Annotated in this window: 18 protein-coding genes; 12 read left to right on the forward strand and 6 right to left on the reverse strand. The window is 71.3% G+C overall.

All coding sequences use genetic code 11. The annotated features are described in order from the left end of the window. Positions 1 to 69: 69 nt before the first annotated feature. Positions 70 to 1,248 (reverse strand): PQQ-dependent sugar dehydrogenase, encoded by a 1,179-nt coding sequence (locus ACZ53N_RS06570; protein WP_469139840.1) that lies wholly within the window; start codon positions 1,246 to 1,248, stop codon positions 70 to 72. Between the two features lie 181 nt (positions 1,249 to 1,429). Further along, complete coding sequence (locus tag ACZ53N_RS06575; protein ID WP_469139841.1) at positions 1,430 to 2,422, reverse strand: aldo/keto reductase; 993 nt, start codon at positions 2,420 to 2,422, stop codon at positions 1,430 to 1,432. A gap of 72 nt (positions 2,423 to 2,494) precedes the next feature. Here ACZ53N_RS06575 and ACZ53N_RS06580 point away from each other — a divergent pair, with 72 nt between their 5' ends. The 6 genes from ACZ53N_RS06580 to serA all read left to right on the forward strand — a co-directional run bounded on the left by ACZ53N_RS06580 (position 2,495) and on the right by serA (position 12,300). Then, positions 2,495 to 3,457 (forward strand): 2-hydroxyacid dehydrogenase, encoded by a 963-nt coding sequence (locus ACZ53N_RS06580; protein ID WP_469139842.1) that lies wholly within the window; start codon positions 2,495 to 2,497, stop codon positions 3,455 to 3,457. Between the two features lie 292 nt (positions 3,458 to 3,749). Continuing rightward, complete coding sequence (locus ACZ53N_RS06585) at positions 3,750 to 6,641, forward strand: putative bifunctional diguanylate cyclase/phosphodiesterase (RefSeq protein WP_469139843.1); 2,892 nt, start codon at positions 3,750 to 3,752, stop codon at positions 6,639 to 6,641. A gap of 244 nt (positions 6,642 to 6,885) precedes the next feature. Next, the gene (locus ACZ53N_RS06590; protein ID WP_469139844.1) at positions 6,886 to 8,742 is read left to right on the forward strand and encodes an acetolactate synthase large subunit; all 1,857 of its coding nucleotides are present in this window, start codon (positions 6,886 to 6,888) and stop codon (positions 8,740 to 8,742) included. 30 nt (positions 8,743 to 8,772) lie between these two features. Continuing rightward, positions 8,773 to 9,297, forward strand: coding sequence for an acetolactate synthase small subunit (ilvN, locus tag ACZ53N_RS06595; protein WP_130880067.1), 525 nt, complete (start codon positions 8,773 to 8,775; stop codon positions 9,295 to 9,297). A gap of 153 nt (positions 9,298 to 9,450) precedes the next feature. Continuing rightward, positions 9,451 to 10,452: a ketol-acid reductoisomerase gene (gene ilvC / locus ACZ53N_RS06600; RefSeq protein ID WP_469139845.1), complete on the forward strand. Its 1,002-nt coding sequence runs from the start codon at positions 9,451 to 9,453 to the stop codon at positions 10,450 to 10,452. Between the two features lie 243 nt (positions 10,453 to 10,695). Then, positions 10,696 to 12,300, forward strand: coding sequence for a phosphoglycerate dehydrogenase (gene serA / locus ACZ53N_RS06605; RefSeq protein ID WP_469139846.1), 1,605 nt, complete (start codon positions 10,696 to 10,698; stop codon positions 12,298 to 12,300). A 180-nt stretch (positions 12,301 to 12,480) separates the two neighbouring features. Here serA and ACZ53N_RS06610 read toward each other — a convergent pair whose 3' ends face one another. Continuing rightward, positions 12,481 to 14,043, reverse strand: coding sequence for an MFS transporter (locus ACZ53N_RS06610; protein ID WP_469139847.1), 1,563 nt, complete (start codon positions 14,041 to 14,043; stop codon positions 12,481 to 12,483). A gap of 96 nt (positions 14,044 to 14,139) precedes the next feature. Between ACZ53N_RS06610 and ACZ53N_RS06615 the strand changes: the two genes are divergently transcribed. The 3 genes from ACZ53N_RS06615 to ACZ53N_RS06625 all read left to right on the forward strand — a co-directional run bounded on the left by ACZ53N_RS06615 (position 14,140) and on the right by ACZ53N_RS06625 (position 16,383). Further along, entirely contained in the window at positions 14,140 to 14,745 is a 606-nt protein-coding gene (locus ACZ53N_RS06615; protein ID WP_469139848.1) for a TetR/AcrR family transcriptional regulator, read from the forward strand. Between the two features lie 134 nt (positions 14,746 to 14,879). After that, a complete protein-coding gene (locus ACZ53N_RS06620; RefSeq protein WP_469139849.1) occupies positions 14,880 to 16,142 on the forward strand; it encodes a cytochrome P450 in 1,263 nt (420 codons plus the stop codon). Between the two features lie 46 nt (positions 16,143 to 16,188). Beyond that, positions 16,189 to 16,383: a ferredoxin gene (locus ACZ53N_RS06625; RefSeq protein WP_469139850.1), complete on the forward strand. Its 195-nt coding sequence runs from the start codon at positions 16,189 to 16,191 to the stop codon at positions 16,381 to 16,383. Between the two features lie 17 nt (positions 16,384 to 16,400). On the opposite strand, the gene ACZ53N_RS06630 is transcribed toward ACZ53N_RS06625, so the two are convergent. Then, positions 16,401 to 17,660 (reverse strand): PucR family transcriptional regulator, encoded by a 1,260-nt coding sequence (locus tag ACZ53N_RS06630; protein WP_469139851.1) that lies wholly within the window; start codon positions 17,658 to 17,660, stop codon positions 16,401 to 16,403. Positions 17,661 to 17,849: 189 nt separating this feature from the next. On the opposite strand from ACZ53N_RS06630, the gene ACZ53N_RS06635 reads away from it, so the two are divergent. Together ACZ53N_RS06635 and pruA are read left to right on the forward strand one after the other, a co-directional pair. Next, complete coding sequence (locus ACZ53N_RS06635; RefSeq protein ID WP_469139979.1) at positions 17,850 to 18,776, forward strand: proline dehydrogenase family protein; 927 nt, start codon at positions 17,850 to 17,852, stop codon at positions 18,774 to 18,776. Between the two features lie 42 nt (positions 18,777 to 18,818). Further along, complete coding sequence (gene pruA / locus ACZ53N_RS06640; RefSeq protein WP_469139852.1) at positions 18,819 to 20,450, forward strand: L-glutamate gamma-semialdehyde dehydrogenase; 1,632 nt, start codon at positions 18,819 to 18,821, stop codon at positions 20,448 to 20,450. A 128-nt stretch (positions 20,451 to 20,578) separates the two neighbouring features. On the opposite strand, the gene ACZ53N_RS06645 is transcribed toward pruA, so the two are convergent. Together ACZ53N_RS06645 and ACZ53N_RS06650 are read right to left on the reverse strand one after the other, a co-directional pair. Next, positions 20,579 to 20,929, reverse strand: coding sequence for an SH3 domain-containing protein (locus ACZ53N_RS06645; protein WP_469139853.1), 351 nt, complete (start codon positions 20,927 to 20,929; stop codon positions 20,579 to 20,581). Positions 20,930 to 21,067: 138 nt separating this feature from the next. Next, positions 21,068 to 21,952: a phosphatidate cytidylyltransferase gene (locus tag ACZ53N_RS06650; protein WP_469139854.1), complete on the reverse strand. Its 885-nt coding sequence runs from the start codon at positions 21,950 to 21,952 to the stop codon at positions 21,068 to 21,070. A gap of 328 nt (positions 21,953 to 22,280) precedes the next feature. On the opposite strand from ACZ53N_RS06650, the gene ACZ53N_RS06655 reads away from it, so the two are divergent. Then, on the forward strand, positions 22,281 to 22,433 hold the full coding sequence (locus tag ACZ53N_RS06655; RefSeq protein ID WP_469139855.1) for a hypothetical protein: 153 nt from the start codon (positions 22,281 to 22,283) through the stop codon (positions 22,431 to 22,433). Positions 22,434 to 22,562 lie beyond the last annotated feature (129 nt).

Consider the following 22,562-nt stretch of genomic DNA (forward strand, 5'->3'; position numbering starts at 1 on the left):
TGTCCCCCTCAGTGTAGGCAGACGGTGCGCGCGTCCCCGGGCGCGCGCACCCGGCGGCACCCGGGACCGTCAGCGCACCTTCAGCCGCAGCAGACGATCGTCCTGGTCACCGGGGGTGCCGCGGCCGTCGGTGTTGCTCGTGGTGAGCCACAGCCCGCCGTCGTCCGCCGCGACGACCGTCCGCAGCCGCCCGTACTCACCCGGCAGGAACGGCTGCGGGTCGGCGACCGGCTTCGCGCCCGCCAGCGGGACGCGCCAGAGCCGCTCGCCGCGCAGACCGGCGAGCCACAGCGAGCCCTGCGCGTAGGCGAGGCCGCTGGGGGAGGCGTCGGCGGTCTTCCACTGCGCGACCGGGTCCACGTAGCCGCTCCTGCCGCCCTTGCCCTCGACGAGCGGCCAGCCGTAGTTCTTGCCCGGCTCGACGAGATTCAGCTCGTCCCAGGTGTCCTGGCCGAACTCCGCCGCCCACAGCCGCTTGTCCGCGTCCCAGGCCAGACCCTGCACATTGCGGTGCCCCAAGGAGTAGACGACCGAGTCGGGCCACGGATTGCCCGGGGCGGGTCTGCCGTCCGGGGTCATGCGCAGGATCTTCCCGCCGAGCGACTCCCGGTCCTGGGACAGGCCGCGCCGCCCGCTCTCGCCCGTACCCGCGTAGAGCATCCTGTCGGGGCCGAAGGCGATCCGGCCGCCGTTGTGGACGGTGCCCTTGGGGATGCCCCGGAAGATCGTGTTCGGCGCGCCGAGCCGGCGTCCCGCGGGCTTCCGCTCGTCGTAGAGCATGCTCGCGACGCGGTTGTCGGACTCGGTCGTGAAGTAGGCGTACACCTGGTGATCGGTGTCGAAGTCGGCGCTCACGGCGAGGCCCAGCAGCCCGCCCTCGCCGCCCGGCGCGACGCCGGGCACGGAGCCCAGCTCGGTCTGCTTGCCGTCCTTCACCGCGACCCGGAAGATCTTCGCCGTGTCGCGGGAGCCCACCAGCAGATCCCCGTCGGGCAGCGTGGCCACGCCCCACGGCGCATTGAGCTTCGTGGCGAGCGTACGGACGACCTCGACCGATCCCTTGGCCGGGGCGGGGGAGGCGGCGGCCGTGGCGGAGCCCGAAGGTCCGCCCGCGCCGGGGGACTTGGCCCCGGACGGCGCCCGGTCGCCGGAGGTGGTGACGCCCTCGGGGAGTTCGCCGGTGGAACAGCCCGTGACGATCAGCAGCGCGGCGGCGGCCAGCGCGGCGGTGACGGCGGTACGTCGCACGGTTCGTTCCTCTCACGGGGACGGCCCGCCGGAGCGCGGCGCTCTCCTGTACTGCGTTCCTGCGTACTGCGACTGATTTCCTGTGTGCTGCTGTACTGCGTTCCTTATACACCGCACCGTCACGGACCGTGCCGCACCACGGGTACCGCGCCGCCGTGCCGGTGGCGCCGGGGCCGCCCGGTCAGTACCAGGAGCCCAGCGCCCTCGGCAGCGCCGCCAGCTCGGCGAAGTCCTCCCCGGTGAGCCGCAGTTCGGCCGCCGCGGCGTTCTGTACCGCCCACCGTGCCTTCTTCGTGCCCGGCACGGGCACGACGTGTCGCCCCTGGGCCAGCACCCACGCCAGCGCGACCTGCGCGGCGGACGCGCCGTGGCGGTGCGCGACCCGGCGCAGCCCCGCCACGATCGGCTGGTTGGCGGCCATCATCTCCGCCGTGAAGCGCGGGTGGCGGGCCCGGATGTCCTCCGGCTCGAAGCCCTGCCCCGGCGTGAGCGTGCCACTGAGGAAACCATTCCCCAGCGGCATCGCGGCCAGCAGCCCGACCCCTCGCGACGCGCACCACGGGACCAGCGCGTCCAGCGCCTCCCGCGACCACACCGAAAGCTCCGCCTGCACACAGCTCACCGGGAAGACCTGCTGCACCCGCTCCAGCTGCCGGACCGTCGCGTCGTAGAGCCCCGCCCGGGACCGGCGACGGGTGCGCGCCCCGATCGCGCACCACCCCAGCGCGCGGACCTTGCCGGCGGAGACCAGCTCCGCCATCGCGCCCCAGGTCTCCTCGATCGGCACCTCGGGGTCGGGCCGGTGGAGCTGGTAGAGGTCGATGACATCGGTCTGGAGGCGGCGCAGCGAGGCGTCGCACGCCCGCTTCACATAGCCGGGGCGGCCGTTGGCGACGATGTGCTGCTCGCCCACCAGCAGCCCGCACTTGGTCGAGACGAACGCCTCCGAGCGCCGCTCCCGCAACACCCGCCCCACGAGCAGCTCATTGGTGAAGGGCCCGTACATATCGGCGGTGTCCAGCAGGCTCACCCCGGCGTCGAGCGCCGCGTGCACCGTGCGCAGAGCTCCCTCGCCGCTCTGCTGGGAGGCGGTGTACGCCCAGTGCATGGGCATGCAGCCGAGGCCGATCGCGCCCACCTCGAGCGCCGTCGCACCGATTGTCCTGCGCTCCACCCGCCGTGCCCTCCCGTTCCTCGCCCCCAAACTAACCTCTGCGCTCCGGCCCGGTTCGCATAGCCTCCTGGCATGAGTGCAGATCACAGCGGTTCCGGGCGCCCACTGGCATGGCTGCCCCTCCACCCCGAGGAGATCGACGGGCTGCCCGCCGAACTCGACTACGCCTACTGGGCCGGGGTCTCGGACTTCCCCACCGACCCCGCCCGGTGCGTTTTCTACGGCGTCCCCTATCTGGCGCCCCCCGAGGTGTCCGCCCGTCCCCTGGCGCACATGCCGCGGCTGCGGGTCGTGCAGACCCTGACCGCCGGCGTGGACGACATCCTGCCCGCCGTGCCGCGGATGCCGTCGGGCACCCTGCTCTGCAACGCGCGCGGGCTGCACGACGCGAGCACCGCCGAGCTGGCCCTCGCGCTGACCCTCGCCGCCCTGCGGGACATCCCCGGCTTCGTGCGCGCCCAGGACGCGGGGCAGTGGCGGCAGGGGTTCCGCCCGGCGCTCGCCGACAGCTCCGTACTCATCGTGGGTTACGGTTCGATCGGCAGTGCGATCGAGGACCGGCTTGCGCCCTTTGAGTGCGCGCGGGTGGCGCGCGTCGCGCGCTCCGCGCGTAACACCGCGCGCGGGCCGGTGCATCCGGTCGCCTCCCTGCCCGAGTTGCTTCCCGACGCCGACGTGGTGATTCTCGCGACGCCGCTCACCGAGGAGACCCGGGGGCTCGTCAACGCGGGGTTCCTCGGCCGGATGAAGGACGGGGCCCTTCTGGTGAACGTCGCGCGCGGCGCCGTGGTGGACACCGAGGCGCTCCTCGCCGAGCTGGAGAGCGGTCGGCTGCGGGCCGCACTGGACGTGACCGACCCCGAGCCGCTGCCCCCGGGGCACCCGCTGTGGACCGCTCCGGGAACTCTCATCACCCCCCATGTGGGTGGTCCTTCGTCGGCGTTCCTGCCCCGCGCCAAGGCCCTGCTCCGCGATCAACTGGCCAGATTTGTACTGGACGAGCCTCTACGAAATGTCGTAGTCAGCGCCGCGTAGCGGCACGTAGAGGTACCGTTTGACTGCACTGCGTATCCATAAACCCCCGCCTGGTTACGCTGTGTATATGAGCTATGTCCCTGAGTGACGAGTCTGGTGTATCGTCCCGACCGGGGGCTGCGCCGCGCACCGTACGGCCGCAGCGAGGGACCGCGACTCGAGGGGGGCGACGGGCGATGCACGGCCAATGGACGATCTACCCGACGCGGCTCATGCGCCGATCACGACTCCGCCACGACGCGACCGCTGTTCCACGGCTCCTTGCGAGCCCCCGGCCCGGGACGGCGGCGCGGTGAGCGCCCCCGGAGCGACGCTGCCCCGCCAGCCGGCCCCCGCCGGCTCCGGGCTGTGGTCCCAGCTCCTGCTGGCCCTGGTCTGCGGCGGCTACGCCACGGGCGCGGCCCTCGGCTGGGGCTCGCCCGAGCTGGCGCGGGTCATGGGCGATTTCGGGCTCAGCGCCGCCGCCGTCGTCGCCGCGATCTCCTGCTCCTGGTACAGCCGCACGCGCAACACCCGCTTCCGCCCCGCCTGGCTGCTCTTCGCGGCCTCCTCCGCGATGGCCGGCTTCGGCAACGCCGTCTGGGGCTGGTACGAGGTGATCCTGCGCCAGCCGGTGCCCACCCCGTCCCCGGCCGACTTCTGCTTCCTGCTCTTCGCGCCGCCCGCCATCATCGGCCTGCTGGTCCTCGCCCGCCGCCCGGTCACCCGGGCCGGCTGGGTCTGCCTCGCGCTCGACGCGTGGCTGATCGGCGGTTCCCTGCTCACGCTCTCCTGGAGCCTGGCGCTCGCGCACACCGCGCACTTCGAGGGCGAGACCGTGGCGCACACCGCGCTCTCGCTGGCCTACCCGCTGCTCGACATCGTGCTGGTCTCGATGGTGCTGGCACTGCACTTCCGCCGCTCCTCCGCCAACCGCTCCGCGATCAACACCGCCATCGCGGCCCTCGCCCTGACCGTCCTGTGCGATGCCCTGTTCACCTCGCCGCTGCTGAAGGTGAACTACCGCTCCGGCCAGATCCTCGACGCGGGCTGGTTCGCGGGTTACATGCTGATGGCGTACGCGCCCTGGGTGGCCCGGGAGAAGGGCGACGAGAGCGTGGCCCAGGCGGGGTACACGGGCCAGCACCCCAGCCGACCCATCGCCGGCTCGCTCGCCGCGCTCACCCCGTATCTCGCCGCCGCCGTCTGCACGTTGGGCATCCTGTACAACGTCCTCGACGGCCACCAGGTCGACCGCGTCGTGCTCTTCACCGGCTGCACGGTCGTCCTGGCCCTCGTCATCCGGCAGGGCATCATGCTGCTGGACAACATCTCCCTCACCCAGGAGCTGGCGCAGAAGGAGAACCACTTCCGCTCCCTGGTCCAGGGCTCCAGCGACGTCATCATGATCGCCGCTCCCACCGGAATACTGCGCTACGTCAGCCCCGCCGCCGCCGGGGTCTACGGCCGTGACGCCGAGGAGCTGGTCGGCTCCGAGCTGGCCTCCCTCATCCACCCCGAGGACCTGGGCCGGGTCGTCCACGAGGTGCGCCGCTTCCTCGCCGCGCCACCCGCCGAGGAGCCCACCACCCGCATCGAGTGCCGCTTCCGCTCCGGCAGCGGCGACTGGCTCAATGTGGAGTCCACCGTCAACCGCCACCACGGCGGCCTCATCTTCAACAGCCGGGACGTGACCGAGCGGGTCCGTCTCCAGGCCCAGTTGCAGCACACGGCCGAGCACGACCCGCTCACCGACCTGCCCAACCGCGCCCTGTTCACCCGGCGCGTCCAGCAGGCCCTCGCCGGCCGCAGAGCGACCGACGCGGGCACCGCCGTGCTCTTCATCGACCTCGACGGCTTCAAGGCGGTCAACGACACCGTCGGCCACCAGGCAGGCGACGAGCTCCTCGTCCAGGCGGCCCGTCGGCTCCAGGAGTCCGTGCGGGCCGGGGACAGCACCGCCCGGTTCGGGGGTGACGAGTTCGCCGCGCTGATCATCGGCGACGGCACCCGTGACCCCGCCGCGCGCGAGTACCGCATCCATGAGATCGCCGACCGGCTGCGGCTCACCCTCTCCCAGCCGTACAAGGTGGAGGGCGGCCAGGAGGTCCGCGTCGCCGCCAGCATCGGTGTCGCCTTCGCCGAGCCCGGCATCACCCCCGGCGGCCTGATGCGCAACGCCGACCTCGCGATGTACCGCGCGAAGCAGGCCGGCAAGGGCCGCGTCGAGCTGTACGCACCGCAGATGCAGGCCGACGTGGTCCGCCGCGCCGAGCAGGCCACCCGGCTGCGCACCGCCCTGCACGACGGCGAGTTCGCGCTGCTGCACCAGCCGGTGGTGGAGCTGTCGACCGGCCGGATCACCGCGGTCGCCGCACAGCCCCGCTGGCGCTCGACCCAGGGCATCCTCTTCACCCCGGCCGAGTTCCTCCGGGTCGCCGAGCTGGAGCGGGCCGACGAGAGCGCGCGCACCGCAGAGCTCGGCCGCTGGACGCTGGAGAAGGCGCTCGAGCACGCCGCGCAGCGCCGCCTCGCGGGCTACGGCGTGCCCGTCTACGTCCGGCTCTCCGGCGCCCGCCTGCTGGACAAGTCCCAGCCCCCGAAGAATCTGGAGGCGCTGCTCATCCGGCACGCCCTGCCCACCGGCGCGCTCACCCTGGAGCTGTCCGGCAGCGACCCGCGGATCCCGCTGGACGAGCTGGAGCGCCGGCTGGTCGCGCTGCGCCGCTTCGGGGTACGCATCGCCCTGGACGGCTTCGGCAGCGGATACGCCGCGATCAGCGCGCTGCGCAGGCTCCCGATCGATGTGCTCAAGATCGACCGGGGGCTGGTCGAAGGAGTCATCGAATCCCCCCGGCTGCACAAGATCACCGCAGGGCTGTTGAAGATCGCGGACGATCTCGGGATGCAGTCCGTCGCCGAGGGCGTGGACGTCCCCGAGCAGGCGCACGCCCTGCGCACCATGGGCTGCACCCACGCCTTGGGCGCCGCCTTCGCCGGGCCCGTCGACGAGCACCGGCTGCGCCACGCCCTCGACCGGGGGGCGTACGCCGTACCGGCCGCCGAATCCGTTCCGGTGGAAGAGGCGGAACAGGTACTCGTCGGGGGTTCGCTGCCCGTACGATCCGGGGCGGCGGGCGGCGCGGGCTCGCTCGCGCATGCTCCATTGCGCTCAAATAATGAGACGCCCGTCCCACCCACTTGACACCTCGTGGGCGCCGGGGGGAGGGTCAGTGCCATGCGCACCCGAATTCTCGTACTTGGAAAGCGCGTCGGCTGAAGCAGGGCATCGTCTTGATCCCCTGCCGACCACCCCGACGCGCTCCCCTCGCTTGCCTCCCGGCACGAGGGGTTTTTTGTTGCACCGGAACCTCGCAGACCCCCACAAATCTCCGTCGTATTTCCATCGAATCCGTCGAAATCGCCGAATCCTTCGAGAAGAGAAGTCGATGACCGAGCAGGCCACCGGGGCCCATCATCCGCAGCCGCGGGCCCGTAGCGGCGGGGCGCAGCAGCCCGCCACCGTCGAGCACGTCACGGGTGCGCAGTCCCTCATCCGCGCGCTGGAGGAGGTCGGGGCCGACACCGTGTTCGGCATCCCGGGCGGTGCGATCCTCCCCGCGTACGACCCGATGATGGACTCCTCGAAGGTCCGCCACGTCCTGGTCCGCCACGAGCAGGGCGCGGGTCACGCGGCCACCGGATACGCGCAGGCCACCGGCAAGGTCGGGGTCTGCATGGCCACTTCGGGCCCCGGCGCGACCAACCTCGTCACCCCGATCGCCGACGCCCACATGGACTCCGTCCCGCTGGTCGCCATCACCGGTCAGGTCGCCTCCAAGTCGATCGGCACGGACGCCTTCCAGGAGGCGGACATCTGCGGCATCACCATGCCGATCACCAAGCACAACTGGCTGGTCACCGACCCGGCGGAGATCCCCCGGACCATCGCCGAGGCGTTCCACGTCGCCTCCACGGGCCGACCCGGCCCGGTGCTCGTCGACATCGCCAAGGACGCCCTCCAGGCACAGACCACCTTCGTCTGGCCGCCGCACACCGACCTGCCCGGCTACCGCCCGGTCACCAAGCCGCACGCCAAGCAGATCCGCGAGGCCGCCAAGCTGATCACGCAGGCCAGACGGCCGGTGCTCTACGTCGGCGGCGGTGTGATGAAGGCCCGTGCCACGGCCGAGCTGAAGGTCCTCGCCGAGCTGACCGGCGCTCCCGTCACCACCACCCTGATGGCGCTGGGCTCCTTCCCCGACAGCCACCCGCTGCACGTCGGCATGCCGGGCATGCACGGCGCGGTCGCCGCCGTCACCGCCCTGCAGAAGGCGGACCTGATCGTCGCCCTCGGCGCGCGGTTCGACGACCGCGTCACCGGGAAGCTCGACTCCTTCGCCCCGTACGCCAAGATCGTCCACGCGGACATCGACCCCGCCGAGATCGGCAAGAACCGCGCCGCCGACGTCCCCATCGTCGGTGACGCCCGCGAGGTCATCGCGGACCTGATCGTCGCGCTCCAGGCGGAGCACGCCGCCGGCCACAAGGGTGACTACGACGCCTGGTGGACCGACCTCAACCGCTGGCGCGACACCTACCCGCTCGGCTACGACCAGCCCGAGGACGGCAGCCTCTCCCCGCAGCAGGTCATCCAGCGCATCGGGCAACTCGCCCCGGAGGGCACCATCTACGCGGCCGGCGTCGGCCAGCACCAGATGTGGGCCTCGCACTTCATCGACTACGAACAGCCCGCCACCTGGCTGAACTCCGGCGGCGCCGGGACGATGGGGTACGCGGTCCCGGCCGCCATGGGCGCCAAGGCCGGTGTGCCCGAGCGCACGGTGTGGGCCATCGACGGCGACGGCTGCTTCCAGATGACCAACCAGGAACTGGTCACCTGCGCGCTGAACAACATCCCGATCAAGGTCGCGATCATCAACAACGGCGCGCTCGGGATGGTCCGCCAGTGGCAGACCCTCTTCTACAACCAGCGTTACTCCAACACCGTGCTGCACTCCGGTCCCGGACACGACGGCAAGGAGGCGGCGGCCGGCACCCGGGTCCCGGACTTCGTCAAGCTGTCGGAGGCCATGGGCTGCGTGGGGCTCCGCTGTGAGGACCCGGCCCAGCTCGATGCCGTCATCGAGCAGGCCAACGCCATCAACGACCGCCCCGTGGTGGTGGACTTCATCGTCCACCAGGACGCCATGGTCTGGCCGATGGTCGCCGCCGGCACCTCCAACGACGAGATCCTCGCGGCGCGCGGCGTCCGCCCGGACTTCGGCGACAACGAAGACGACTGAGGACCGAAGAGGACGACGAGGAAGAACGAGATGACCAAGCACACGCTCTCCGTCCTGGTGGAGAACACCCCCGGCATCCTCACCCGGATCGCCGCGCTGTTCGCCCGCCGCGGCTTCAACATCGACTCGCTCGCCGTCGGGGTCACCGAGCACCCCGACATCTCCCGCATCACCATCGTCGTCAACGTCGAGACGCTGCCGCTGGAGCAGGTGACCAAGCAGCTCAACAAGCTCGTCAACGTCCTGAAGATCGTCGAGCTGGAGGACAGCGCCGCGATCCAGCGTGAACTCGTCCTGGTGAAGGTCCGTGCCGACAACGAGACGCGCTCCCAGATCGTCGAGATCGTCCAGCTCTTCCGCGCCAAGACCGTCGACGTCTCCCCGGAGGCCGTGACCATCGAGGCCACCGGCGGCAGCGACAAGCTCGGCGCGATGCTCAAGATGCTGGAGCCCTTCGGCATCAAGGAGCTGGTGCAGTCCGGGACCATCGCCATAGGGCGTGGCGCCCGGTCCATCACGGACCGCAGCCTGCGCGCCCTGGACCGCTCGGCCTGACGAACACCGCGGCGCGCGGCGTCCTCGCGAGGGACGTCGCCGCCCGCCCCGCCCCTCGATCCGGGACGCGCCCGGATACCGAGACCCGAACACCTTCCCGCACCCGCCCGTCATACGGTGGGACGTACAACCGGAAATCAAGGAGATATCCCAGTGGCTGCCGAGCTGTTCTACGACGACGACGCCGACCTGTCCATCATCCAGGGCCGCAAGGTCGCGGTTATCGGATACGGCAGCCAGGGCCACGCCCACGCGCTGTCGCTGCGCGACTCGGGCGTGGACGTCCGCGTCGGTCTGCACGAGGGCTCCAAGTCCAAGGCGAAGGCCGAGGAGCAGGGCCTGCGGGTCGTCACCCCGGCCGAGGCGGCGGCCGAGGCCGACGTCATCATGATCCTCGTTCCGGACCCGATCCAGGGCAAGGTCTACGAGGAGTCCATCAAGGACCAGCTCAAGGACGGCGACGCGCTGTTCTTCGGCCACGGCCTGAACATCCGCTTCGGCTTCATCAAGCCCCCGGCCGGCGTCGACGTCTGCATGGTCGCCCCCAAGGGCCCCGGCCACCTGGTGCGCCGTCAGTACGAGGAGGGCCGCGGCGTTCCGTGCATCGCGGCCGTCGAGCAGGACGCCACGGGAGGCGGCTTCGCCCTCGCGCTCTCCTACGCCAAGGCCATCGGCGGCACCCGCGCCGGTGTCATCAAGACCACCTTCACCGAGGAGACCGAGACCGACCTGTTCGGTGAGCAGGCCGTGCTCTGCGGCGGCGCCTCCGCGCTGGTCAAGGCGGGCTTCGAGACCCTGGTCGAGGCGGGCTACCAGCCGGAGATCGCGTACTTCGAGTGCCTCCACGAGCTCAAGCTGATCGTGGACCTGATGTACGAGGGCGGCCTGGAGAAGATGCGCTGGTCGGTCTCCGAGACCGCCGAGTGGGGCGACTACGTCACCGGCCCGCGGATCATCACGGACCAGACCAAGGCCGAGATGAAGAAGGTCCTCGGCGAGATCCAGGACGGCACCTTCGCCAACAACTGGATGAAGGAGTACAACGACGGTCTGCCGAAGTACAACGAGTACAAGAAGGCCGACGAGGACCACCTGCTGGAGACCACCGGCAAGAAGCTCCGCAAGCTGATGAGCTGGGTGGACGACAAGGAGTAAGCGTCTGCGCCGTGCGTCGCCGGGCGGGCTCGCCGTCGAGCCCGCCCCGCGGCGTCCCGCGACACGCGCCCGCACCGGGCGGGTGACCTTTTCCCGTCCGCCCAAGGCCGGGCCCGGGTCCCCGATACACTGCGGAGCACAAACGCGTCAGGCTCACAGCGTCGTGCGTCTTCCACGCGGCTGCCCCCTTCACCGCCTTCGGCCGTAGGGACGGCCGTCCCGCAAAGGACTAGTGAGGACCACGTGAGCACTGCTTCGTCCCGTAAACCCGTCGTACTCATCGCCGAAGAGCTGTCGCCCGCCACTGTCGACGCCCTCGGCCCGGACTTCGAGATCCGGCACTGCAACGGCGCGGACCGCGCCGAGCTGCTGCCCGCCGTCGCCGACGTGGACGCCATCCTCGTACGCTCCGCCACCAAGATCGACGCCGAGGCCATCGCGGCCGCGAAGAAGCTGCGCGTCGTGGCCCGCGCCGGAGTCGGCCTGGACAACGTCGACGTCTCCGCCGCCACCAAGGCCGGCGTGATGGTCGTCAACGCCCCGACGTCCAACATCGTCACCGCCGCCGAGCTGGCCTGCGGTCTGCTCATCGCGACCGCCCGCAACATCCCGCAGGCCAACACCGCGCTCAAGAACGGCGAGTGGAAGCGCTCGAAGTACACGGGCGTCGAGCTGTCCGAGAAGGTCCTCGGCGTCGTCGGCCTCGGCCGGATCGGTGTCCTCGTCGCCCAGCGCATGTCCGCGTTCGGCATGAAGGTCGTCGCCTACGACCCGTACGTCCAGCCCGCGCGCGCCGCGCAGATGGGGGTCAAGCTCCTCACCCTCGACGAGCTGCTGGAGGTCGCGGACTTCATCACCGTGCACCTGCCGAAGACCCCCGAGACCCTCGGGCTGATCGGTGACGACGCGCTGCACAAGGTCAAGCCCTCGGTCCGCATCGTCAACGCCGCTCGCGGCGGGATCGTGGACGAGGCCGCGCTGGCGACGGCCCTGAAGGAGGGCCGGGTAGCCGCCGCGGGCCTGGACGTCTACACCACCGAGCCGTGCACCGACTCCCCGCTCTTCGAGTTCGACAACGTGGTCGCCACCCCGCACCTCGGCGCCTCCACGGGCGAGGCGCAGGAGAAGGCGGGCATCGCGGTCGCGCGGTCCGTGCGGCTCGCGCTCGCGGGCGAGCTCGTGCCGGACGCGGTCAACGTCCAGGGCGGCGTCATCGCCGAGGACGTCAAGCCCGCGCTGCCGCTGGCCGAGAAGCTCGGCCGGATCTTCACCGCCCTCGCGGGCGAGGTCGCGGTCCGGCTCGATGTCGAGGTCTACGGCGAGATCACCCAGCACGATGTGAAGGTGCTCGAACTGAGCGCGCTCAAGGGTGTGTTCGAGGACGTCGTCGACGAGACGGTGAGCTACGTCAATGCCCCGCTGTTCGCGCAGGAGCGCGGCGTCGAGGTCCGGCTGACCACCAGCTCCGAGTCGCCCGACCACCGCAATGTGGTCACCGTGCGCGGCACGCTCTCGGGCGGCGGCGAGGTGTCCATCTCCGGCACGCTGGCGGGCCCGAAGCACCTCCAGAAGATCGTCGCCGTGGGCGAGCACGACGTGGACCTCGGCCTCGCCGACCATATGGCCTTCCTCCGCTACGGCGATCGCCCCGGCGTCGTCGGCACGGTCGGCCGCATCCTGGGCGGGGCGGGCATCAACATCGCCGGCATGCAGGTCTCCCGCGCCACGGAGGGCGGCGAGGCGCTGGTCGCCCTTACGGTCGACGAGTCGATCCCGGCACCCGTGCTCGCGGAGATCGCCGAGGAGATCGGCGCCGCGTCCGCCCGCGCCGTGAATTTGATCGACTGACGGCCGTCCTCAAACGCCGGACGGGCTGCTGTGCTGTGTCCTCAAACGCCGGACGGGCTTGGTGGCTGAGCTCAGCCACATCCAGCCTGTCCGGCGTTTGAGGACGCGCCCGCAGGGCGCCCGCCGCCGCAGGCGGCCGGGACGGCTCGCGGCCGAAGAACCGCCGGCCGGGCGAGCGGCTCAGTGGCGGGCCAGGACCGCCTCGGGGGCGGTCTCCGCGACGGGTCGTTCCGGCGTCGTCGTCACACCGCGCAACGCGGCCACCGCACCGACGGCGGCGAGGGCCAGCACGGCGGCTCCGCCGAGGGCGGCGAGGTTCATACCGTGGGTGAAGGCGTCGCGGGCGACGGCCAGCACGGTTTCGCCCGCCCGGCCCGGCAGCCCGGCCGCCGCGCCCACCGCCCCGCCGAGCGTCTCGCGGGCCGCTTCCAGTGCCCCGTGCGGCAGGTCCGCGGGCAGGGAGTCGGTCACGTCACGGCGGTAGACGGCGACGCCGACGCTGCCGAAGACCGCCATGCCGAGCGCACCGCCGAACTCCTGCCCCGTCTCCAGCAGCGAGGCCGCCGAACCGGCCTTCTCCGGCGGGGCGGTGGACAGGGCCATGTCGGAGACCAGGGCCATGACCGTCACGATGCCGCAGCCGATGACGCCGGCGCCGATCAACGTGGTCCACAGCGAGTCGGTGCCGGCCCGGGTCAGGACGGCGTAGCCCAGGGCGGCGACGACGAATCCGGCGGCGATGACGTACGCCTTGTCGACCTTCTGCGCGATCGCCGTCGAGAGGGGGGCGGCGATACCGACGGCGAGGGACGGGACGACGCTCCACAGCGCGGCCTCCATCGGGCCCTTGCCGAGCACGGACTGCAGATACTGGGTGGTGAAGTAGACCGAGCCCATCATGCCGAACGCCGCGACGGTGTTGAGCGCGATGCCCGCCCCGAAGGCGCGGTGGCGGAACAGCTCCCGGCTGATCATCGCGGACCGCAGGGTGCGCTGGCGGCGTACGAAGATCCAGCCCATGACCAGGCCCGCGGCGACGCACAGGGCCATCGCCGCGCTGAACCCCTCGGCGGCGATCTCCTTGAGCCCGTAGGTCACCGGGAGCACGGCGGCCATCGACAGCGGCACGCTCAGCAGGTCGAACCGGCCCGGCTTCGGGTCCTTGTACTCCGGCACCAGGAACGGCACGAGCACCAGGAGCAGCACCATCGCGGGGACGTTGATCAGAAAGACCGAGCCCCACCAGAAGTGCTCCAGCATCACCCCGCCGAGCACGGACCCCAGCGCGATCCCGCCCGCCATGGCGCCGGACCAGATGCCGATGGCCTTGGTGCGCTGGGTGTCGTCGTGAAACAGGTTCCGCACCAGCGCCATCGTGCTCGGCATGAGCGTCGCACCGCCGATCCCGAGCACGGCACGCGCCGCGATCAGCATCTCCGCGCTCTGCGCGTACGCCGCCGCCACCGAGGCCGCCCCGAAGGCCGCCGCGCCGAACATCAGCAGCTTGCGCCGGCCGATCCGGTCACCGAGCGACCCCATCGTGATCAGCAGCCCGGCGAGGGCGAAGGCGTAGACATCGAATATCCACAGCTGCTGGGTGGCGGAGGCGTCGAGCGACTCGCTGATGGAGGGGACCGCGAAGAACAGGACGGAGGCGTCCATCGAGACCAGAAGGAGGGGCAGTAGGAGGACGACGAAAGCCGTCCATTCCTTCCGCCCGGCGCGTGCGCTGGGGTTCGTCATGGCCACGAATATACGGATGTATTAAACGCTTGTCTATGACGCTTGTATAAGACGCTCGTCTGGTACGGGCGTATGGGGCGGCGCTAGGGTTCCGGCATGGGACATCGTGAAGATCTGCTCGAAGGCGCGAAGCGCTGCCTGCTCGACAAGGGCTGGGTGCGCACCACCGCGCGCGACATCGTGGCCGCCTCCGGCGCCAACCTCGCCTCCATCGGCTATCACTACGGCTCGAAGGACGCGCTGATGACGACGGCGTTCTTCCAACTGGTCGAGGAGTGGGGTGACGGTGCCACGCGCAGGCTCGCGGCGGGACGCGACCGGGAGTCGGGCCCGGAGCGGCAGCTCGCGCAGACCGTGGACGCGATGTTCGGGGAGTTCGAGCGGGACCGGCAGTTCTGGCTGGTCCAGATGGAGGTCATCGGCCAGTTGGACCGCAACCCCGATCTGAAGAAGCGCTTCGCCGAGGTCCTGCCCAGCGGTCGGGAGGGCATGCTGGCGATCTTCGAGGGCGTCGACGACGTCGATGTGCCCGCCGAGGCCACGCGGACCGCGGGGGCCTTCGTCCACGCGCTCTTCATCGGCATGTGGGTGCAGTGGCTCATGAACCCGGAGGCCGTGCCGACGGGGCGTGAGCTGGTGGAGGGCATGCGCAGGGTCCTGACCGGCGCGGCCCTGAGCAGCGAGCCCCTGCCGGACGCCTGACGGGTGCGGGTGCGCGGGGGACTTGTTGGCTGTTGAACGGAAATATGGCCCGAACCGTACGCAGTCCGGCAACCTGATGCCCCGCCATGGGTAGGGAAGGGGGAGGACGTCAGTCCCGAACTGGGAGGTTGACCGTGACCCGGAGCCGCACCAGCAGCGACGTCGTTGTCGACGACGGCACCACCGAAGCCGACAGCCGCGCGGAGAAGAGCGCCACCGCACCCGTTTTCCCCCATGAACGCACCTGCCCCTACCAGCCCCCCGCCGGCCATGAAGCCCTCGTCGCGGACGGCCCCCTCTCACGCGTGACGTTGTACGACGGCCGTGAGGTGTGGCTGGTGACCGGGCACGCCGAGGGGCGAGCCCTGCTCACCGACCAGAGGCTCTCCTCGGACCGGCAGAATCCGGCCTTTCCGGTCTTCGCCCCCCGGGCCGAGGGGCAAGGCGAGACCCCCCTTCCGCTCATCGGCTACGACGACCCCGGACACGCCCGGCAACGGCGCATGCTGATCCCCAGCTTCGGGCTCAAGCGGATCGCCGCCATGCGCCCGCAGATCCAGCGGATCGCGGACGAGCTCATCGACGCGATGCTCGCCGACGGCACGGAGGCGGAGCTCGTCTCCGCGTACGCCCTGCCCCTGCCGTCCATGGTCATTTGTTCACTGCTCGGCGTCCCCTATGAGGAGCACGAACTCTTCGAGTCCCTGTCGCGGGCCCTGCTGCTCTCCGAGACGAGCGCCGAAGCGCGCGAGAAACGGCTGGAGTTCGAGAACTACCTCGACGGGCTCATCGCCCGCAAGGAGGCGGCACCGGGCGACGGGCTGCTCGACGAACTCATCGCCGACCGGCTCGCGGAAGGGCAGCTGAACCGCCGCGAGCTGGTCATGACGGCCATGGTCACGCTCATCGCCGGGCACGAGACCACGGCCAACATGATCACCCTCGGGATGTACACCCTCCACGAACACCCGGACCAGCTCGCCGCGTTGCGCGCCGATCCGGCACTGATGCCGGGGGCCGTCGAGGAACTGCTGCGCTATCTGTCGATCGCCGACGTCATGATGCGGGTCGCCACCTCGGACATCGAGATCGACGGCCGGACCATCCGGGCGGGGGACGGGGTCGTCCTCTCGGCCTCGCTGATCAACCGTGACGCGGAGGTCTACGACCGGCCCGGGGTGCTCGACGTGCGCCGCTCGGCCCGGCACCACGTCGCGTTCGGCTTCGGCATCCACCAGTGCCTGGGCCAGAACCTGGCCCGCGCCGAGCTGGAAATCGCCCTCACCACCCTTTTGACCCGCATCCCGAGCCTGCGGATCACCGTTGCCCGTGACGAGCTGCTCATCAAGCCCGCCACGACGCTGCAGGGACTGTTCACCCTGCCGGTCGCGTGGTGACGAGAGCGGCCGACCAGCGGCCCATGGAGAGAACGGAGCCCGTCACATGAAGATCAGCATCGATGCGGACACCTGTATCGGCAGCGGCCAGTGCGCCCTCACCGCGCCCGGTGTCTTCACCCAGGACGACGACGGATTCGGCGCCGTCCTGCCGGGCCGTGAGGACGGCGCCGGCGACCCGCTCGTACGGGAGGCGGCACGGGCCTGCCCCGTCCAGGCCATCACGGCCAAGGAAGCCTGAAGTCGTCCCCGGGATGATTACAGCCGGGACGCCTTGAGCGACATGTGCAGCAGCAGCCGGTCCTCGCCCTCGTCCAGGTCGAGGCCGGTGAGCTGCTCCACGCGCGCGAGCCGGTAGTAGAGCGTCTGGCGGTGGATGCCGAGGGCGGCGGCCGCCCGGCCCGCCTGGCCCGCGGAGTCCAGGAAGGTCTCCGCGGTCCGGGCCAGCTCGGTGTTCGCGGGCTCCAGCAGGCGCAGCACGGCCGGATCCGCCGCGCGGTCGGCCGGCAGCGCCGTCAGCGCCCGGTACGCGCCGAGCGTCTCCCACTCCGCCACCGGTCCCAGCCGTCGCCCCGAGCCGGCTGCGGCTCCCGCCGCGCGGGCCGCGGCCAGCGCCTCCGACCAGGCGGTGGGCAGCTCGGCCAGGCCCCGGCGAGGGGTGCCGATCCCCGCCGTGGCGGCCGAGGCCGGACCGGCCGCACGCGGGGAGCGCAGCAGCCGCTCCGCAGCGGTGCGGGCCGGGGCGGGCGTGGTGAGGGCGCGCAGCCGGACCAGTGCGGCGAGCGCCGCCGAGCCGCCCGGAGTCGCGTCCGGGACGGCGCAGAGCGCGGCCACGCCCGACTGCGCCGCGAGCATCGAGCCGGGGCCCGTGTCCGGCGGCACCGCCGACCGGTCCGGCTCGGCCCCGGTGGAACCGGGTTCGCCCACCGGGTGCCAGGGGGCCACCGCGACGAGCGCCAGCGGGCCGTCCGCCGCCGCTCCGAGCGCCTCCCGCAGCGCGCCGCGCGCCGCGTCCCGCCCGGCGGGGCGGGCCGTCAGCAGCTCCCGCAGCAGTTCGCCCAGCTCGGCCCCGGACCGGGCCTCCGCGGCCAGCAGCGCGCCGATGCGGTCGGCGGTCTCCATGGCGTGCGCGAGCCGGGGGTCCGCGTACGGCAGGGCGAGATCGAGCCCCGCCAGCTGCTCGTCGTCCAGCAGCCAGACATAGCCGTGGACCACCCCGCGGTGGCGCACGGGCAGACAGATGCGCCCCTTGAAGACCCCCGCCGCCGGGTCCGGCGGGATCCGCAGCGGCGACAGCGCCCGCGCGATGCCGAACGCCTCGAACCATGCCCGGACCGCCGCCGTCGACCGGCGCTGGAGGATCGAGCGGGTGCGGACCGGGTCCATCATCAGGTCGAGATCGTCGTCACCGCCGTGGGCGCCGAACGCGATCAGCCCGAAGTCGCGGTCCTCGAGCGTCGCGGGCGCGCCGAGCGCCGCCGAGATGTCGTCCACGAGCTGCTGATAGTCGCCCCGCATGCCGCGCTCCGCTCCTTTCCTCGGGTATTCCCCATGCCCGTGCCCCCATTGTCATACATCTGTCTGAGATCCCGGCCACGGATGCGTGACAGCTGTCGATGGTCGCGCGGTGGCATGAACTCTTAGTTTCACGTTGAGTTACTTATGCCGACTCCCCAGGTGGGAGCGGCCGTCATTGTGGAGGTGCCCGTGCTGGCTCCCGTGATTCTCGCCGCTTCGCGCAGCGACAAGATGCGCCGTTTCGTGTCGGCTGCCCCGGGCACCAAGCAGGTCGTCGACCGGTTCATCGCCGGCGAGACCGTCGACCAGGTCATCCCGATCGTGCAGGACGCCTCGGCCAAGGGCCTCGAGGTCACCCTGGACGTCGTGGGCGAGGACATCACCACGGTCGAGCAGTCGCACGCCGCCCGTGACGCCTACCTGGAGCTGGTCGACCGCCTCAAGGCGCTCGGCCTCGGCACCAAGGCCGAGATGTCGGTCAAGCTCTCCATGTTCGGCCAGGCGCTGGAGGGCGGCCACGAGCTGGCGCTCGCCAACGTGCGCCCGGTCGTCGAGGCCGCCGCCGCGATCGGCACCACGGTCACCCTGGACGCCGAGGACCACACCACCCTCGACTCGATGTTCGCCATCCACGAGGAGCTGCGGAAGGACTTCCCGCAGACCGGCTGTGTGATCCAGGCCTACCTCTTCCGCACCGAGGACGACGCCCGCCGGCTCGCCGCGGCCGGCAGCCGGGTGCGTATCGTGAAGGGTGCGTACAAGGAGCCCGCCTCCGTCGCGTACCTGGACAAGGCCGAGATCGACAAGGCTTTCGTCCGCATCGTCAAGATACTCATGCAGGGCGAGGGCTATCCGATGATCGGGTCGCACGACCCGCGTCTGATCGCCATCACGCAGGAGCTGGCCCGGCAGGCGGGGCGCAAACTGGATGAGTACGAATTCCAGATGCTGTACGGCATCCGCAGCGACGAGCACGTCCGGCTGGCCGCCGAGGGCCACCGGATGCGGGTGTACACCGCGTACGGCACCGACTGGTACGGCTACTTCATGCGCCGCCTCGCCGAGAAGCCCGCGAACCTGCTGTTCTTCGCCCGTTCCATCCTCACCACGGGCTGACCCCCGAACCCCCGCAAGAGCCCCGAAGGAGACACGGAACTCATGGACGCCGTCACCCAGGTCCCCGCGCCGGTCAACGAGCCGGTGCACAGCTACGCCCCCGGTTCCCCGGAGCGTGCCCGCCTCGAGGCCAAGCTCAAGGAGCTGGCCGGCAACCCCATCGACCTCCCGATGACCATCAACGGTGAGAAGCGGATGGGCGGCGGCGAGCCGTTCCAGGTCGTGCAGCCGCACAACCACGCGGCCGTCATCGGCACCTTCAACAACGCCACCACCCAGGACGCCCAGGACGCGGTCGACGCCGCCCTGGCCGCCGCCCCGGCGTGGCGCGCGATGTCCTTCGACGACCGCGCGGCGATCATCCTGCGCGCCGCCGAGCTGCTGGCCGGCCCCTGGCGCGAGACGCTGGCCGCCTCCACCATGCTCGGCCAGTCGAAGACCGCCCAGCAGGCGGAGATCGACACCCCCTGTGAGCTCGTCGACTTCTGGCGCTTCAACGTGCACTTCGCGCGCCAGATCCTCGCCGAGCAGCCGGTCGCCAACTCCGCCGGTGTGTGGAACCGCAGCGACCACCGTCCGCTCGAGGGCTTCGTCTACGCGATCACGCCCTTCAACTTCACCGCCATCGCGGGCAACCTGCCGACCGCCCCGGCCCTGATGGGCAACGTGGTCGTATGGAAGCCGTCCCCGACCCAGACCCACTCCGCCGTGCTGCTGATGCAGCTCCTGGAGGAGGCGGGCCTGCCCAAGGGCGTCATCAACCTGGTGACCGGTGACGGCATCGCCGTCTCCGAGGTGGCCCTGAACCACCCCGAGCTGGCCGGCATCCACTTCACCGGCTCGACCAAGACCTTCCAGTACCTGTGGAAGACGGTCGGCAACAACATCGAGAAGTACAAGTCCTACCCGCGTCTGGTCGGCGAGACCGGCGGCAAGGACTTCGTCGTCGCCCACCCGAGCGCCGACCCGGCGATCCTGAAGACCGCGCTGACCCGTGGTTCCTTCGAGTTCCAGGGCCAGAAGTGCTCGGCCTCCTCCCGCGCCTACATCCCGCGCTCCCTCTGGGAGAACGGCTTCAAGGAGCAGTTCGCGGCCGAGGTCGACGGCATCACCATGGGTGACGTCACCGACCTGTCGCACTTCATCGGCGCCGTCATCGACGACCGCTCGTTCGCCAAGAACAAGGCCGCGATCGACCGTGCCAAGTCCGACCCGACCTGCACGATCATCGCGGGCGGCACGTACGACGACTCGGTCGGCTACTTCGTCCGCCCGACGGTCATCGAGTGCACGGACCCGGAGAACGAGGTCTTCACGACCGAGTACTTCGGCCCGATCCTCGCCGTCCACGTCTACGAGGACGCCGACTTCGACGCGATGCTGGCCCAGATGGAGTCCGTCTCGGCGTACGCCCTGACCGGCTCGATCATCGCTCAGGACCGCTACGCGGCGGCCGACGCGATGGAGAAGCTCCGCTTCGCCGCGGGCAACTTCTACATCAACGACAAGTCGACCGGTGCCGTCGTCGGCCAGCAGCCCTTCGGTGGCGGCCGCGCGTCCGGCACCAACGACAAGGCCGGCGCCGCGTCCAACCTGATGCGCTGGACCTCGACCCGCTCCATCAAGGAGACGCTGGTTCCGCCGACCGAGTACGGCTACCCGCACATGGGCTGATCAGCCCTTCATGAGTTCCGCCCCCGTCCGGCTCCCCAGCCGGGCGGGGGCGTCGCTTTTTCGGGGTCCTCCAGGGCCGGCCGCCGGACCGGCCCTGGAGGGGTGCCGCGGAGGGGGCGGCGGTGGTACTACAGGCCGCCGCAGTACGGCGGGATGATGTTGGCGTGGGCCACATAGCCACGGGTGCCCTTGGGCAGCCCGCCCCTGCTCTTGGCCTTCAGCTGGACGTAGTCCCACTTGCCCGACTTGCTGAGGATCCGGATCGGGTCCTTGAAGTAGAGCTGGCCCTTGACGCCGCTCGACGCGCTCGCCTTGGTGCGCAGCCGGGTGCCGTCGGTGTAGATGACCGCGTTGTCCGCGTTGCACGGCTTGGCGGCCGCCGCGCGCTGCGGCGCCGCGGTGGCCGCCTGGGCCGGGGCGGCCAGGGCGGCGGTGCCGAGCAGCGCGACGGTGGTGAGCGCGAGGGATATTCGACGCACGGGCATGTCCTCCGGTGGGTGGAGCGAGGGGTGGAACGGTGAATCAAGATCGCGGCTGCTGCCGCGGCGATCACCTTAGGCGCCGTCGGGTCGTGCTCGTATGGCGGTTTTGTCACGCCCCTGTCACGGCGGCAGCCGTCACAGCGTCACCAGCATCGCCAGTGGCAGCGCGAGCAGCAGCGAGCCGAGCGGGTCGAGGAGGCCGCCGAAGCCCGGCAGCCAGGTGCCCGTGCCCCGCACGCCGGCCTCACGGGTGATCGCGGATCCGAGCAGGCCGCCCACGACACAGCCGCACAGCACCGCGGCCCACAGCGTGACCGTGAACCCGCCGACCGCGCCCAGGCCGGCGGCCACCCCCATGCCCCCGGTGAGCGCGTGCGCCCACGTCCGGTCGGGGGAGAGCCGGGACAGCGGCCGGGCGAGGCCGCCGCCCAGCCGGGTCGCCAGGACCCCGCCGCACCAGGCGGCCACGTCACCGAAGGCGACCGCCACGACCACGGCGATCGCCGTGCCCTCCAGTACCACGAGCCCGCTCAGCGCCAACGGGATCCACAACAGCCCGAAGACCGTGCGCGCCGCCCGCTCACCGGCCCTCGCCGGGTCCCCGGACAGCACCGCCGCCAACACGCACACGATCAGCACGAGCACCGGGAACCGCAGACCGAAACGCACGTCTTCCGGCAGCGCGTGGGCCACATACGCCACCGGCGGCAGCAGCACGGCCGCGACGCCCAGCACCACCCGCTCGCCCCGGCCGAGGCGCATGAGAGCCGCGTACTCGGCCACCGCGATCAGCCCCAGCACAGCCGGCAGCAGCAGCGGCCCCGGCGAGTCCACCGGGTACAGCGCGGCGAGGAACAACAGCGCCGCCACGACCGAGGTGCCCCAGGCGCGGCGCAGTTCACGACGGGCGGTGACGCGCGCGGGGAGAACCGCGACGGCCAGGCCGGCGACGGCCATCGCGACCGCGACGACGGGCAGGGCGCGGCCGAATGCCTCCTCGGCCTCCAGCAGCGCGCTCATCGCGCCTCGTCGGGCAGGAGACGGGCCGGGGCCCAGGGTTCGCGTACGTACTGGCCGTTCATGGGCCCTACTGTCGCCGACCCGTTTCCGGGCCGAGCGGGCGGGTGGACCCGCGCCCGTCTCAGATAGTAGGAAGGCCGACTAAATGTGCAGACAGCGCGGCCCCGCTGACCTAGCGTGGAAGCAGCCGAACGGCCCGCTCCATCGAGCGAAGGCGGTTGCGGCCCGGTGCGTGAGCGCAGGTGACCCCTGCCGTACGCGGGCCCCCGCACTCTTTCCGGCTCTCATCCGCACTTCTCGGGCTTCCATTCAGAGGAGACGTGACTTCATGGCCGAGACCGTCGTCCGCAGGACCCGCCGCAGCGCCCGCGGCACCCGCACGTCCGACACCACCGCCCGCAAGACCGACCGCGCCAACGCCGCCGCCGCGCTCCAGCGCGCGCTCGACCGCCGCGACAACGGCGGCGTGACGGGCCACTGATCGCCCGTCCGGCGGATCTTTCGGCTGCGGGCCGTCTGTGCCGCCTGCGGCGGCGGGCGCCCTGCGGGCGCGGGCTTCACCCCCCAGAAAGGAGTGAAGGAAACCCCCCCCGGGCTCGGGCACCACCCC

The organism is Streptomyces sp. NPDC033229, assembly GCF_055576875.1.

Coding starts and splice junctions, on each gene's coding strand:
- ACZ53N_RS06580 (WP_469139842.1), top strand. CDS start 2,495: ATGAGTGCAGATCACAGCGGTTCCGGGCGCCCACTGGCATGGCTGCCC.
- ACZ53N_RS06590 (WP_469139844.1), top strand. CDS start 6,886: ATGACCGAGCAGGCCACCGGGGCCCATCATCCGCAGCCGCGGGCCCGT.
- ilvN (WP_130880067.1), top strand. CDS start 8,773: ATGACCAAGCACACGCTCTCCGTCCTGGTGGAGAACACCCCCGGCATC.
- ACZ53N_RS06610 (WP_469139847.1), bottom strand. CDS start 14,043: ATGACGAACCCCAGCGCACGCGCCGGGCGGAAGGAATGGACGGCTTTC.
- ACZ53N_RS06615 (WP_469139848.1), top strand. CDS start 14,140: ATGGGACATCGTGAAGATCTGCTCGAAGGCGCGAAGCGCTGCCTGCTC.
- ACZ53N_RS06625 (WP_469139850.1), top strand. CDS start 16,189: ATGAAGATCAGCATCGATGCGGACACCTGTATCGGCAGCGGCCAGTGC.
- ACZ53N_RS06630 (WP_469139851.1), bottom strand. CDS start 17,660: ATGCGGGGCGACTATCAGCAGCTCGTGGACGACATCTCGGCGGCGCTC.
- pruA (WP_469139852.1), top strand. CDS start 18,819: ATGGACGCCGTCACCCAGGTCCCCGCGCCGGTCAACGAGCCGGTGCAC.
- ACZ53N_RS06650 (WP_469139854.1), bottom strand. CDS start 21,952: ATGAGCGCGCTGCTGGAGGCCGAGGAGGCATTCGGCCGCGCCCTGCCC.
- ACZ53N_RS06655 (WP_469139855.1), top strand. CDS start 22,281: ATGGCCGAGACCGTCGTCCGCAGGACCCGCCGCAGCGCCCGCGGCACC.